The 15042-nt window shown below is 47.7% G+C and carries 11 protein-coding genes; all 11 read left to right on the forward strand.

What is annotated here, in order from left to right:
* Positions 1-27: 27 nt before the first annotated feature.
* The 11 genes from ACFS25_RS19165 (at position 28) to ACFS25_RS19215 (ending at position 14831) form a co-directional block, all read left to right on the forward strand.
* Entirely contained in the window at positions 28-2412 is a 2385-nt protein-coding gene (locus ACFS25_RS19165; protein ID WP_381504215.1) for an ABC transporter permease, read from the forward strand.
* Between the two features lie 80 nt (positions 2413-2492).
* Positions 2493-4955 carry an ABC transporter permease gene (locus ACFS25_RS19170; protein ID WP_381504217.1) on the forward strand — a complete coding sequence of 821 codons (2463 nt, stop codon included), beginning with the start codon at positions 2493-2495 and terminating at the stop codon, positions 4953-4955.
* Positions 4956-5122: 167 nt separating this feature from the next.
* Entirely contained in the window at positions 5123-5704 is a 582-nt protein-coding gene (locus ACFS25_RS19175) for a hypothetical protein (RefSeq protein ID WP_381504219.1), read from the forward strand.
* A 226-nt stretch (positions 5705-5930) separates the two neighbouring features.
* The gene (locus tag ACFS25_RS19180) at positions 5931-6476 is read left to right on the forward strand and encodes an RNA polymerase sigma factor (protein ID WP_381504592.1); all 546 of its coding nucleotides are present in this window, start codon (positions 5931-5933) and stop codon (positions 6474-6476) included.
* A complete protein-coding gene (locus ACFS25_RS19185; RefSeq protein ID WP_381504221.1) occupies positions 6451-7290 on the forward strand; it encodes a HEAT repeat domain-containing protein in 840 nt (279 codons plus the stop codon). The genes ACFS25_RS19180 and ACFS25_RS19185 overlap by 26 nt, the downstream gene beginning before the upstream one ends.
* A gap of 36 nt (positions 7291-7326) precedes the next feature.
* Complete coding sequence (locus ACFS25_RS19190) at positions 7327-8184, forward strand: DUF4097 family beta strand repeat-containing protein (RefSeq protein ID WP_381504223.1); 858 nt, start codon at positions 7327-7329, stop codon at positions 8182-8184.
* The gene (locus ACFS25_RS19195) at positions 8184-9020 is read left to right on the forward strand and encodes a DUF4097 family beta strand repeat-containing protein (protein ID WP_381504225.1); all 837 of its coding nucleotides are present in this window, start codon (positions 8184-8186) and stop codon (positions 9018-9020) included. Before ACFS25_RS19190 ends, ACFS25_RS19195 begins: the two co-directional genes overlap by 1 nt.
* Positions 9021-9045: 25 nt before the next feature.
* Positions 9046-10557 carry a serine hydrolase gene (locus ACFS25_RS19200; RefSeq protein WP_381504228.1) on the forward strand — a complete coding sequence of 504 codons (1512 nt, stop codon included), beginning with the start codon at positions 9046-9048 and terminating at the stop codon, positions 10555-10557.
* A 266-nt stretch (positions 10558-10823) separates the two neighbouring features.
* Positions 10824-11117, forward strand: a complete 294-nt coding sequence (locus tag ACFS25_RS19205) for a hypothetical protein (protein ID WP_381504230.1) — start codon at positions 10824-10826, stop codon at positions 11115-11117.
* A gap of 144 nt (positions 11118-11261) precedes the next feature.
* Positions 11262-13658 carry an ABC transporter permease gene (locus ACFS25_RS19210; protein WP_381504232.1) on the forward strand — a complete coding sequence of 799 codons (2397 nt, stop codon included), beginning with the start codon at positions 11262-11264 and terminating at the stop codon, positions 13656-13658.
* A 78-nt stretch (positions 13659-13736) separates the two neighbouring features.
* Complete coding sequence (locus tag ACFS25_RS19215; RefSeq protein ID WP_381504234.1) at positions 13737-14831, forward strand: PA14 domain-containing protein; 1095 nt, start codon at positions 13737-13739, stop codon at positions 14829-14831.
* The last annotated feature ends 211 nt before the right edge of the window (positions 14832-15042 follow it).

Genomic DNA, 15042 nt, shown 5'->3' on the forward strand with positions numbered 1-15042 from the left:
CATCATAGCGTCAACGTTTAACTGACTATGCTACGCAATCACATAAAAATTACGATTCGGACATTCTGGAAAAACAAGCTGTTTAGCGGTCTCAATGTTGTTGGGTTGGGCGTTGGCATGGCGGCTGTGTGGCTGATGGTGCTGTATGTAGCCGATGAGTTGAGTTTCGATCGTTTTCATACCAAAGCTGACCGCATTGTCCGGGTAGTTCAGTATGCGCAGTGGCCGGGAGGAAATCTCAAACTCGCGCCCACCTCAGCGCCGTTTGCGCCAGCGCTGAAAAACGATTACCCAGACGTTGAAAAAGCCGTTCGGTTTAATACGGAAGGCGGTGGGCAGATTACGTTTAACGACAAAAAAATGGACGTAGGCAACATTTTTTTCACTGACCCCACGGTGTTCGATGTGTTTACATTTCCGTTTCTGTACGGCGATCCGGCTACAGCCCTGAGTAAACCGCAAACCATTGTCCTGACCAAAACCGTTGCCGAAAACTTGTTCGGAGATGCCAGTAAAGCGGTTGGAAAAGTCGTTGAATTCAGCAATCATTTTCCGAATACTGTAACGGGTGTTATCGAAGACGTACCGGCCAATTCTCATTTGCAGTTCAGGGCGTTACGTTCCTATCCGGACAATTACACAAACGGATGGCAGAGTTTCGAACTCTATACGTATTTGCTGCTCACCGAGGGAAGCGATTACAAAACGCTGGAGGCCAAACTACCCGGCTTTTTCCAGAAATACCTGAAAAAAGAAATGGGTGATATTGACTACCGGCTAGAGCTTCAGCCAATTACGTCTATTCATCTTCACTCGCAGTTAGACTACGAAATCAGCCCGAACGGCAACGCCCGAACGGTAGCTATTTTTTCGGTGGTGGCCGCCCTGATTTTACTGATTGCCTGCATCAACTACGTGAATTTATACACCGCCCGCTCGCTCAAACGGACCCGCGAAGTGGGCGTTCGGAAGGCGATTGGTTCGTATCGGCAGCAGTTGATCGGGCAGTTTTTGACCGAGTCGATGCTCATGACGTTACTGGCGGGATTGGTGAGTGCCGGGTTGGTTGTTATGACCTTACCGTATTTTAACCAGATGGCCGATAAGTCACTGTCGCTCGGCAGTTTACTCAATACATTGTTGATCGTTGCGATTTTCTCCCTGTTTATTGGCGCCCTAAGTGGTCTCTATCCAGCCTTGATGATGTCGGGTTTCCGACCCGTAGCGGCACTGCGCGGGCAACTCGGCAATCAGTCGGGAAGTATCCTGTTCAAGCAATCGCTGGTGGTATTTCAGTTTGTGGCCACGGTCGCCCTGATCGCCTGCTCCACTGTTGTGTACCGACAAATGAAGTTTGTGATGCACACCGATCTAGGCTTTAATAAAGAGCAGGTACTCACATTTCATATCAGCAATGAGGGCGTTCGCCAGCGCGTAGAAGCCCTTAAGGAAGCGCTGTTACGAAGTCCGTTGGTTGAGGGCGCATCGGCCGCCAGCAATCCCATTGGCAACAACAATATTGGTGGAAACGGGATGTTTTTCGAGCAAAATGGCGCTTTGTCATCCAGTACGCAGATGGTCCAGAAATTCTCGGTTGACGCGGACTATCTCAAGACAATGGAGATTAAACTACTGACTGGCCGGAATTTCTCCGATTCGTTCAAAAGCGACGCATTGGCGGCCGTGCTGATCAACGAAACGCTGGTAAAGCAACTCGGTTGGAAAGAACCCATTGGCAAGCGGGTCAGATATTATATTGATAACGAGAAACATACCGCCGAAGCCCGCGTAGTGGGTGTTGTCAAGGATTTCCATACCTATTCGCTCCAGCACAAAATTGAACCGCTGGTGTTGCAGATGCCTGCCGCTCAGGACAAAGACAATATGTATGTTCGAATTCAGCCTGCTAAAATAACCGAAGCGCTGGCCTACATCCAGTCCGTGTATCACACCTTCGACCCAGCCAGCACGCTTAATTTCCATTTCCTGGATGAAAATTTTTCACAGCAGTATAGAGCGGAACAGAAGCAGGGCGAAGTCTTATTGACGTTCACGATTCTGGCCGTGCTGATTGCCTGTTTGGGTTTGTTTGGGCTGGCCGCTTTTGCCGCTGAACAGCGTACTAAAGAGATTGGCGTGCGCAAAGTGCTGGGCGCATCCGTCGCCAGTATCGTCCTGTTACTCTCCAAAGACTTTTTAAAACTGGTTCTCATTTCTATCGTCATCGCGTCGCCCATTGCCTGGTTTGCTATGAATACATGGTTACAGAGTTTCGCCTACAAGGTCGAAATTACGTGGTGGGTCTTCGCCATAGCGGGTCTGCTGGCGGTGGGCATTGCCTTATTGACGGTGAGTTTCCAAAGTGTAAAAGCCGCTCTAACGAATCCGGTGAAGAGTTTACGCAGTGAGTAGAGCCGCCCGTCCCGGTTAGCTGTTAACCAGTAGTTTCTCCGCCGACCGGGATTGGTGGGTGCTACATAAACCTTAACTAGATGCTTTTCAACTACTTAAAAATCGCACTGCGCACGCTGAGAAAAAACCGGGTGTTCTCTCTCATCAACATTGCGGGACTAGCCCTCGGCATAGCGGCTTTTGTACTCATCCTGGAATATGTCGCTTACGAACGCAGCGTTAACGGATTTCATAAAAACCTGCCAACGCTCTACCGGGTACTCACCCAAACCCGTGAGGGCGACATTTGGACCGACATGGCCCCGGCCTTAGCGCCACTTGCCAAACAGGAATTTCCGGAAGTGCGGGACTTTTGCCGGGTGGGTGAACATTCGGCTAACGGTATAATAAGTTTTGCCGACGGACAAGATAGTCGTTCTCAACAATCGTTTCGGGAAAGTAAAGTAGCCTATGCTGATGCCAGTTTCTTTACGCTCTTCACGTTTCCGCTCGTGCAGGGAACGGCAGCTACCGCGCTCATTCAACCAAATAGCGTGGCTCTGTCGCAGACGCAAGCTCAGAAATATTTTGGCGATAAAAAACCATTGGGCAAAACGCTGACGCTCAATAACCAGTTTGGCAAAACGCTCTATACCGTCACGGCGGTGTATGCCGACATGCCCAAAAACTCCGACCTGATTTTCGATGCGGTGTTTTCGCTGCAAACGCTGGCGAATCCGGCTAACCTCAACGGAAACGATTGGGCGCGGTTAGACAGCTTCGATGGTTCCTATTTAACGACGTTCCTGCAACTTCCTGCCGAACAATCTGGCGAACAAGCCAACTATAGAGCACTTGCAGATAAATTCAATGCGTTAAAAAAGAAAAGGACTCCCAAAGACGAGAGCCTGTTTATGATACAACCCGCCACAGACATGCATCTGGCGGCATCATTAAGTGATCCGTATCCCACCAGTGGCAGTTTAGGATTTGTGTATTTACTGAGTGGTATTGCTGGCCTGATTTTGCTAATCGCTTGGTTTAATTACGTCAATCTCTCAACGGCGGGTGCCCTGAAACGAGCCAAAGAAGTGGGCGTCCGCAAAGTAATCGGTGCCGGGCCGGGGCAGCTTATCGGGCAGTTTTTAGGTGAATCGTTACTGCTGAATATCGTTGGGTTTGGGTCGGCCCTCATACTGGTGGCGGCATTGCAAGGGACTTTCAATAAGTTTGTACAGAAGGAATTATCCATAGGCGTGTTGAATACGGATGGCTTCTGGCTGGCCGGATTAGCACTACTGATTGTAGGTGCGTTAGCATCAGGCGGCTATGTTGCTTTCGCGCTGACTTCCTTTCAGCCCATACAGACTCTTAAAGGAGCCGTTCAAGCTGGCAAAGGTGGCTGGTTGCGTAAAACACTGGTTGTAGCGCAGTTCAGCGCGTCGGTAGCCTTAGTGATTGCGACAATGGTGCTTTACCGGCAGTTGCAATATATGCAGGACAAAGATCTGGGTGTCCGGCTGGCACAGCGCGTAGTGATCAGGGGACCGCAAATTGGCGACGGTCCATTTGCACCACGCACCTCTATGCTGGAAGACCAACTGGCGCAATTGCCTTATGTAAAGAGTTTCTGCCAAACGACCATTGTACCAGGCAATTTCTACAATTTCACGGCGAATGGTATTACCAAACAAAATCCGCGCCCTAACGATGACAAAAAAGGCTATTCGATGGGTATCATCGACGACCGTTTCCTGAAAACGTACGAAATTGGGTTAGTGGCTGGTCGAAACTTTACGGTTCGTGAAGCCGAATTGGGTTGGGAGAAAAGTGGCAAACTGATGATCAATGAAACCGCTGCACGACAACTAGGTTTTGCATCGGCTGAGAAAGCGGCTGGCCAGATTATCAACTGGGGCCAGCCTTACGAGATCGTTGGCGTTGTGAAGGATTACCACCACCAGGGCTTACAGCGGGCCATTGACCCGGTTATTTTCATGCCTCGTCGCTCCGTAAGCGACCTGACCGTTCAACTGACAACGGACCCAGGACAGGGCGGTCGTATTCAGGATAAGATCGCCGAGTTAGAACGACTTTACAAGGCCAGCTATCCCGGTAATCCATTTGAGTTTTTCTTCGCCGACGAGAATTACAATAAACAGTATCAGAGCGAACAGCAGTATGGCCAGGTGTTTACGATAGCATCGGCCCTTGCTATTTTCATTGCCTGTCTGGGTCTGTTTGGGCTGGCGGCTTTCACAACCGAGCAGCGTACCAAAGAAATCGGGGTTCGCAAAGTGCTGGGTGCATCTGTCGCCAGCATTGTGACATTGCTCTCCAGAGATTTCCTAAAACTGGTTCTGATCTCTATCGTCATTGCCTCGCCCATTGCGTGGTTTGCCATGAATCGCTGGTTACAGAATTTTGAATATAAAGTTACCATTTCGTGGTGGGTATTTGCCCTGGCGGGATTGCTGGCGATTGGCATTGCCCTACTAACGGTCAGTTTCCAGAGTATAAAAGCGGCCTTGATGAATCCGGTTAAATCCCTACGGTCTGACTAAATCCAGATTCTGACGTTTGTCCGCTGTCGTACAACGTTTGTCCGATATCGGACAAACGTCAGAATATTCATATATCAACTGACTGATAAACAATTAGGTATACAGCTGGCACGATGATGGATAGAGTAAATCTACTTATCTATCATTCTCCAATTTCTGCCGATATCATGAAAACGCTATTTACCCTGTTACTGCTCACAGTTGGTTTCAGCGCGTTAGCACAACGGTCGTCCAGCAAGCACATAACGACCGATAATCGACAGCTTCGTATTCGCGTTGACATTGAGCAGCCTGGTCGCTCAGTCCATTACAGTCGCTCTTTCGACGTGACAGATATGGAATCAAGCGCCGTAAAATCACTGGAAAATCATATTGTTGATTCGTTGGAGCAAGTCATTTCAGATGATGCTTCGGTAGTAATTATTGAACAGAAGCACGAGAAGCGGACTGTAAAAAAATCACGCGATGAGCCCATCGTTTATGTATCAAATTCAGACGAAGGCCGAAATGAGCGACTGGAAGCTAATTCCACCTCGTCGCTCACGCCAAGTGATGTAGCTCCATCGTCGGTGTTAGTTCGGGAAGACAAAGAAAACGGGCGGCTCTGGATGCAGTACACATTTCAGAAAGATGGCGAAGAACTGATCATCGAACGGACAGCTAATGTTGTCGGCAAAACGGAGCGCGAAAAACAGGCTATCATCAAGGATACCGAACGCAGTTTTGGCATAAAGACCGGCAATCAATAAGAAGAAAAGTCTAATTGGTTCAGTATTTCTTTTCACAATAGGTTTCTTTAATGCACAGGTCGCCCAATAGGCGACCTGTTTTGTTACCAGACCTTTTACCGTTGGGTTCTTTCTAAAAAAATTTCCTATTTGTCTGTAACCTTCCTGACTTCGCACAGTTTCCAGTCCAAAATCCACCAAATCACCATCTTTACAACAGTTGAACGCCCTGACAGATAACGCGCTCATGCTTCAGGTAAAAGCAGGCAACATGGATACGATGGGTTTGCTCTTTGAGCGATACAATCGTCCCCTGTTTGGCTTTCTTTTCCACATGACTAGCCAGCATGAGGCCAGCGAGGATATGCTGCAAACGGTGTTCTATCGGATGTTGAAATACCGTCATACCTTCACGGGCGACGGCGAGTTTAGAAGCTGGATGTACCATCTGGCCCGAAATGTATTGGTCGATCACAGCAAACAAAATAAGCGTTCGGCACAGCAGTACAATCTGGCGGATGTAGCCGAAAAAATTGGTGGTGGACCAGCCGCCGATGAACGGATACTAAAGCAGCAGGAACTGGAGACTCTCCATAACGCAATGGCAAGACTGAGTACCGAAAACCGTGAAGTGCTGGTATTAAGCCGCTTTCAGGAGTTGAAATACGATGAGATTGCGCGGGTGTTGAACACAACAGAGGGAGCGGTGAAAGTGCGGGTACACCGCGCGATGAAGGAGTTAAAGAAAATCTATCTGACAATTGAAAATGGAAAGACTGCCTATAAATTGTGAACAGACAAAGGAGCAGTTAGCCGACTGGGTAAGCAACCAGCTGCCTGATTCTGAACGGGTCAGCCTGGAAATGCACTTGGCACAGTGTCCGGACTGTCAGGCAGAAGCAAATTCGATCCGGCAGCTTTGGCAACTCATGGGCACGTTGCCCACGCCAGAACCGAGCCCGAATACACGAGTTCGATTTCAGGCCATGCTGGATACGTATAAGGAAACCGTTACCACAAATCAAGAAAGCACAGTTGACGGCCTATTAGCGAAAATTCGCCAACTGTGGGTTCCAAAAACTGCATTTCGATTGGCTTATAGTGTCGTCCTGTTGAGTGTTGGCATAGCTGCCGGATATTGGTTCCACCGACCCGGTACAACGACCGTAGCGTTTCAGCAACAGCAAATTGATACGCTCTCAACACAGGTGCAGGACATGCGCAAGATGATGTTGCTCTCGTTGCTGGAAAATCCGGCGGCTTCCCAACGACTTCGGGCGGTTAGTTATACCGAAGAAATCAATCAGGTAAATGGGCAGGTTGTTGAGGCTTTATTAACAACGCTCAACAATGACCCCAACGTAAATGTGCGTTTAGTAACGTTGGAAGCGTTGGCAAAACTGGCTACAAATCCAACTGTGCGCGAAGGCTTAGTGCAGTCCATTACCCAACAGGAATCGCCACTTGTCCAGTCGGCGCTGGCCGATGTGATGGTGAAATTACAGGAGAAACGGTCCATCAAACCGCTCCGCCAATTACTCCACGACGATAATTTAAATGGCTTAGTCAAAGGTAAAATAGAGCAAAGTATCAAGGATTTATCCTGAGTTCTTACGTAAACAACTTACATCCAAACAATAGCTATGAAACAATTTATAATCCCCGTGCTGGCGGGGTTGGTGCTCTCTTGTGCCCAATTTCCAGCCAACGCACAGGAATTCAAGAAGCATATCAGCGAAGAATTTACGGCCTCGAAAGCCGCTAACAGTACGTTGGCGATTTACAATATCAATGGTTTCATTAAAGTCGAAGGCTATTCGGGCGACAAGATCATGCTGGAAATAGACAAAATAATTACGGCCAAAAACGATCAGGATCTGGAAACCGGCAAGCGGGAATTCAAACTTCAGTTTGAGCAAAAAGGTGATAGCCTTCTAGCTTACATCGTTGAACCGTTCGATTCGCGTCCGAACCATAATCTGGGACGTAAAGACAAGAATATCGACTACGATTTTACGCTCAACTTCACTGTAAAAGTGCCAACCCACATGAATTTGGTCGTTTCTACGGTCAATTGCGGTAACGTAACAGTAAAAGATGTAGCGGGAGCATTGAACGTGAGCAACGTAAATGGAGCCATTGCGCTGAGCAATGCCAAGGGTGCCACAAACGCACATACCATCAACGGAAATGTCGATATAAACTACGTAGCCAGCCCACCTGAGCAATCGGCTTATTATACACTCAACGGCGACATTCGCGTGAGCTATCCGGCCAATCTCTCGGCTGACGTACAGTTCAAAAGTTTCCAGGGCAACTTCTTCACTGACTTTGACAATACGGAGGTATTGCCATCACAGGTTGTTAAAACGAAGCAGCAAACCGGCAATGGCACGGTCTATAAACTCAACAAGAATACCGCTATCCGCATCGGCAGTGGCGGAAAAACACTCAAGTTTGAAACCTTCAACGGAAACATTTACATAAAAAAGCAATCCTGATGACAATCAATAAACTGATTATAGAGATTCTGTTAATACTACTCGCTGCGGCCAGCCCGTTGGCCGCTCAGAACGATACGAAAGAGCAATTAGTCGTTCCCCTGAGCAATCCTGGTAAGCCCGGCACCTTACATGTTGGCTTAATAAATGGGTCCATTCATGTAACGGGTTACTCGGGGAAAGACGTCGTGATCGATGCCGTATCGGAGGCCCGAAAAGAGAAGAAAGATGACAATCGCAACGATCAGGCGGCTAACGGCATGAAGCGCATTTCGATGAATAACTCCCTCGATGTCAGTGCCGAAGAAAAAAATAATACGGTTAATGTGAATGCCAACAGTATGAAGATACCCGTCAATCTGACGATAAAAGTTCCACAGCTGTTTTCCCTGAGAGTCAGTACAATCAATAACGGCGACATTGTCATAGACAACGTAAACGGCGACATCGTTGTAGAGAATGTAAATGGTGCTATTCAGCTTAACAACGTGTCTGGTTCGGCTGTAGCCAATACCGTCAATGGTGCCGTAAAAGCTACCTTCAAAAGCGTAAATGCCGAAGCGCCAATGGCCTTTTCCACCCTCAATGGCAATGTAGATGTAACCTTTCCGGCCACGACCAAAATAAACGTAAAACTCAAATCCGATCAGGGGGAGATTTTCACTGATTTCGATATTGACGTTGATAAAAGCCAGCCTAAAGTGAATCGATCCAGCCAGAACGGTATGTACCGGGTCAACGTAGAGGATTGGGTGCAGGGCAAAGTCAACGGCGGAGGGCGTGAGATCATGATGAAAAATATGCACGGCAATATTTATATCCGCAAAGCCAAATAAAGAATCTATTTAAGATTTATAACCCATGACATTCACGCGCATCCAGCCACTCATTATCACCACCTGTTTTGTCGCGCTAGCAACAGCGTTAGCCTCTGGGCAAGAGAATTCGCCCAAGACGAATGCCCCTCAGAAAGCCCATATAGAAGCCGTTATTCAACAACTGGGAACGGCGTTCATTCAGGAGAAATCACACGTCGGGCTTTCGATAGGTATTGTCCAAAATGGCCAGACTTCTTTTTACAGCTTCGGCACGACTGAGAAAGGAACAAACCAGCTACCCACACAAAACACTATTTACGAGATCGGGTCAATTAGTAAAACGTTCGGGAGCCTGATGCTGGCGAAAGCCGTTGTCGATAAGAAGGTTAAATTAGATGATGACATTCGCCAATATCTAGACGGCGATTACCCGAACCTGGCTTACCAGGGCAAGCCGATAAAGCTAGTACATCTGACCAATTGGACATCTGCCCTACCCGATAATTTTCCGGATAACCCCGACGCATATAAGCAGGCTAATCCTGATTCAATTCCGTTTCTGATTGTTAGCAAGCTGCGCGATTATACAAGACAGGATTTTTTCAACGACTTGCACGCGGTTACACTGAAGGTAGCTCCCGGTCAGAATCCGCACCATTCTAACGTAGCGGCTCAACTACTGGGTTACATTCTGGAGAAAATATACCAGATGCCCTTCGAAGAGTTAGTCAAAACGCAGATTGAACAACCGCTTGGCCTGCGCAATACCTTCGCTTCGGAATCATCTTCAGATCAGTTCGCCGTTGGCTATAACGGGAAAGGAACCCAGATGCCCGCGTTCACAATCAAAGACCAGCAAGCCGCTGGTGGCCTTCGCTACAGCACAACTGACCTGCTGAAGTATGCAGCCTACCAGTTAGACGAAAGCAACGAAGCGGTTAAGTTAAGCCATCAATCCACTTGGGGGAATGCAGACAATCAGAGCTTTGGCCTTAACTGGTTTCTTAACAAAACCATTGACAGCAAGCGACGAATAGAACACTCGGGTGGTACGTTTGGCTTTGCCAGTTTCTGTGATCTGTATCCCGATCAGAAGACTGGACTAGTTCTGCTTGCCAACGACGCCGACCAGTCAACGCAAAACCAACTTGACGAATTATCCAAAAAGATTATGGCTGTTCTATATGGAGAACCAGTCGGTCTTAGCGCGCTCAACACAAGTATAAAAACTCGTGGCTATGCACAGATTATTGACGTAGTGAAGGCAGTTCGCAAAAAGCATCCTGAACTCCACCTGTCCGAAAACTATGTAAACGGATGGGGATATATACTAGCCAGGCAAGGGAAACTCAAGGAAGCTCTTGAGATTTTCAAGCTGAATGTCAGTCTGTACCCCAAAGCGTGGAACACGTACGACAGCCTGGCCGAAAACTACGAGCACATGGGAAATCGTGCCCAAGCCATCAAGAATTATACTCGCTCTCTGGCCTTAAACCCCCAGAATACTACCGCAAGTGAGTACTTAAAAAAGATTGGTGAGCCTACAGTAAAGTAGTTTACTCGGTCTGGCTAACTGATTAAAAAGGAGACAGTTTTAGTAGTGTCCGCAACTGAACGTAGTGTGTCCGATTTCGGACACACTACGTTCAGTTTTTCTATTTAACATTCTATATGTCAGAAACTTGTATTTAATGGTACAACATTTGGGCAGTGTAGAAAGGCTAGAATACATTTCACTCTACGGTTGGGTCAGATGGCTTCGCAGCGTTCCCCAAATGGTAAGAAATCTATAGTATTAATCACCTTTTTCTCTCCTGAACTATGTCATATATCGCTATTCCTATCTCCTCGTTGCCTGGTAAGCAGGATATCGAAATCGACGTGACTATTAATGGACAGAAACAAGCCCTTCATTATCGGGTCGAGCTATTTTACTGGGGTGATTGCCTGGTGCCGACCTTCGACCGAGTAGACTGTATTCGGCAGCTACTGGCCGACTACGACCACGACTGGACACTGTACTACATCGGCTCGCCAACCGACGAATTCGTGCCCATCACATTTGTCAAAAAAGAGGATTTAGTAAAACAGCGAAAGTTATTAAGGGCTTCTTAAAAGATGTCTTTAGGATTGAGTTGAGCTAGCATGATCTATAGGCTTCCCCATGCGTATGGATCACACCTAAATAGTACTCCATATATATAAGAAACTTATATATATTTGCTTCATTCTATATTATTTATTTTTCTTCCAGAATCAATGTTTCGCAATTACATCAACATATCGCTTCGTAATCTGTGGCGTAACCGTAAGGTTAGCGTAATTAGTATGGCCGGTCTTTCCATTGGGCTGGCCTGCGGCATTGTTATTTTCCTGTTGGTTAGCTATATGTTCAGTTTTGATCGCTACCATGCCAAAGCCGACCGAACCTATTGGGTTGTTACGGATATAAAACAGGAAAATATTGTCCCGACAGATGCCACACCGCGCCCATTGGCTGAGGTTCTGCGCCGGAATTTTCCCTTCGTAGAAACGGCAGTGCGACTTGAAAATATCTTCGGTCGCATTATTGGCGTACCTAATGGCAAAGGAGGTTTCATCAAAAAGTTTGAGGAATCGCGTACGCTGTGTTTCACCGAACCGCAGTTTTTCGAGGTGTTCGACGCTGAGTGGATAAGTGGAAACCCTAAAACAGCGTTGTCGGCCCCGAATACCGTGGTACTCACCGAACGATACGCACATAAATATTTTGGCTCGGCCAATCCAATTGGCAAAGTGTTACGCTTTGATAACCAGGCAGACCTAACCGTTACGGGTCTCATAAAAAATCTACCCTCCAACACCAAGCTCCGCTACGACGGGTTTATTTCCTACAGCACGATTCCGACCTTACTTGGCAAACAGGCTATGCAGTCCTGGGAAGGTATATCAGCCGTATGTTTCGCTACCCTCCGTGAGGGAACACCTGTCGAACAACTGCTTGAAGCTTTCCCAATTATCCGCCAGAAATACCTGACTACCCAGGAAGCAAAAAAACTCGACTTTCATGCCATCCCGCTTGGTGAGTCAGATCATATACCTCAATACGGCGGACGCTCACCGAAACCGATTCTATACGCGCTTATCATTGTCGGGCTATTTTTGGTGGTAGCCGCCTGTATCAACTTCATCAATATAGCCACGGCTCACGCGCTAAAACGCTCGAAAGAGGTGGGCGTTCGGAAAGCGATGGGCAGTTCGCGCGGGCAACTGGTTGGGCAGTTTATGATCGAAACAACACTGGTTACGCTGGCAGCTGTCGCCCTTGCTATTCTACTGGCTTATTTATGTCTGCCGATGCTGAACAAAGCACTGGCTATCATGAACACTGACATCTCAATCAGTAATCTGTTCCGAATCGATTCGCTGGCTTGGTTCAGTAGCTTACTCGTGGGCGTAATTCTTTTGGCCGGATTATATCCGTCGCTGGTTCTGGCCCGCTTTAATCCCGTGGCAGCTTTGCGCGGACAGCTGACTACTCAACAGGTTGGTGGTGTGTCGGTTCGACGCGGATTGGTAGTAATGCAATTTTTCATCACCCAATTATTTATCATTGGCGTAGTGGTTATGATGGCGCAGGTACGACACATGCAAAAGGCAGATTTGGGCTTTCGCAAAGAAGCTATTCTGACCGTATCTCTCCCAACTACGAATCCGCTCAAACAGGACGTAGTACGTGCCCGGTTGGGGCAACTAGCGGGTGTCGAGGCCGTGTCGTTGGGTGCTGAACCGCCAGCAGCCTACCGCCGGTTGCCTGTCCCCTTTACGTATGACACGCATACTGAACGCGAGAAATTTCCAACAGCGGTTAAGGTAGGCGACAACAAGTACATCTCCCTTTATGCCATCAAACTGCTGGCCGGTCGTAATTTTCGTAACAACGACACAACCAATAACGAAGCCCTTGTCAATGAAACGATGATAAGGCAATTGGGGCTACACGCTCCTAATGACATACTCGGTAAACGTATTACTATTTGGGGTGGCGACAAGACTGTAGTCGGGGTGGTGAAAGATTTCCACCTGAGTGAACTACGGGAGAGCATTCCACCGACGACCATTCTGAATTATTACCGGGAAAACAGAATAGCTTCCCTGACACTCAACCCGACCAACATTCCGGCTACGATGAAGACCGTCGAACGTACCTGGAATGAGTTATTTCCAGAGGCTGTTTTCAAAGCCGATTTTGTGGACGACCTGCTGAATAATTTTTACATAACCGAGCAAGTCCTGCTGGGATTAGCGCAGGTATTTTCGCTAATTGCGATTCTAATCGGCTGCCTGGGTTTGTATGGATTGGTGGCGTTTATGGCCGAAGCGAAGACCAAAGAAATTGGAGTGCGTAAAGTGCTGGGGGCCACCCCAAATCAGCTTATCTGGTTGTTTGGCCGCGAGTTTAGCCAATTGATATTGATTGGCTTTTTGCTGGCGGCTCCGTTGGGCTGGTTTCTGATGAACGGCTGGCTGCAAGGCTATGCTTATCGGATTAATCTCGGATGGTGGGTCTTCGCCATTACGCTTGGCATAGCAACGCTGATTACCGCCCTGACCATCGGCTACGAGTCGATGAAAGCCGCCCTGATGAACCCGGCTACGAGTCTACGAACGGACTGAGTTAAACCTTCTTAATTTTTAGCTTTTTATAAACAATCGTATTTTAGAAACGACCATCTTTGCTATAAAGGCTTACTGATGAAACCGATAGCGATACTTGGGTGGCTAGTATTCTGGCTAATGGGAAGTCAAACGATTGCCCAATCAGGTCTGAAAGGTGAGTACTATAAAGGAACAAATTTCGAGCAGAAAATCCTGACCCGGATTGACCCACAACTCAACTTCGACTGGTCATCAGGTGGGCCTGCGTCTGGTATACCCCGTTCTTATTATTCCATTCGCTGGACGGGTAAACTGCTGGCACCTGTCACGGGGCAATACAAGTTTTACGCCAGAGTCGATGACGGCATCCGAGTCTGGGTCGGCAACCAGAATGTTATGGACTCCTGGCAATTAAACGATTCCAAGAATTATACCGGCAGTATCGTACTGGAGGCAGGCCATTACTACGATTTACGGATAGATTACTTCAACGATATGATGGGCGGTGAAATTGAATTATACTGGCTACGACCCGACGCAAAAAAAATAGTCCAGGACCCATACACTACGCCCGGCGACCCGATAACAGCGCAGTACTTCTTTCAAAAAGCCCCACCCATTGCCGTGCCTAAAGCACCAGCAAAGCCAGTTACGTTGACACCCGTAGTCGTTTCAACTCCACCAATACCAAAAGCTGTTCCCCAAAAACGGCTGATACCTGTTAAACCGAAGCCAATCCGCAACCCGTCACCACCATTACCACCGAAAACAATAGCCATTGATAATTCAGCAACCACATCACCAGCATCAATTCTCAAACCCACCGCAGAACCGCCATCCGAACATACGCCTGGCACAACATTCATTTTGCATAACGTGCAGTTTGAGCAAAGTAGCTATGTGTTATTACCCGAATCGGCCACTGAGCTGAATAAACTAGTGCTGGCTATGAAGACGAATCCACTCTGGCACATCAACATAGCGGGCCATACCGACAATGTGGGTGATCCCCGCTTAAATCTATCCCTCTCAGAAAATCGAGCTAAAGTGGTGGCCAGCTACTTGACCCGGAGAGGTATTGACGATGCCCGAGTTACAACAACTGGCTACGGCGGTACACGGCCAATTGCCGATAACACCAGCGAGAGTGAACGCAGTAAAAACCGACGCGTGGAGATTATGACTAAATAAAATGCCTAAGATTATAGAGACTAAACCTGTCCGACAGCGAACAAACCTTGTCCGTTGCCGGACAGATTTAGTTTTAAAGTAACAGCTAATAATTTGACTATCAAAATCTTATACTATATGGCACGACACTTGTTACTTTACTAAGAACGGTTCACTACTGGTACGGGACTAAAATTACCAGACAGCATGCAACCTTCTTACAACTAACGAC

It is taken from the genome of Spirosoma flavum (assembly GCF_042686045.1).
Lineage (GTDB): Bacteria > Bacteroidota > Bacteroidia > Cytophagales > Spirosomataceae > Spirosoma > Spirosoma flavum.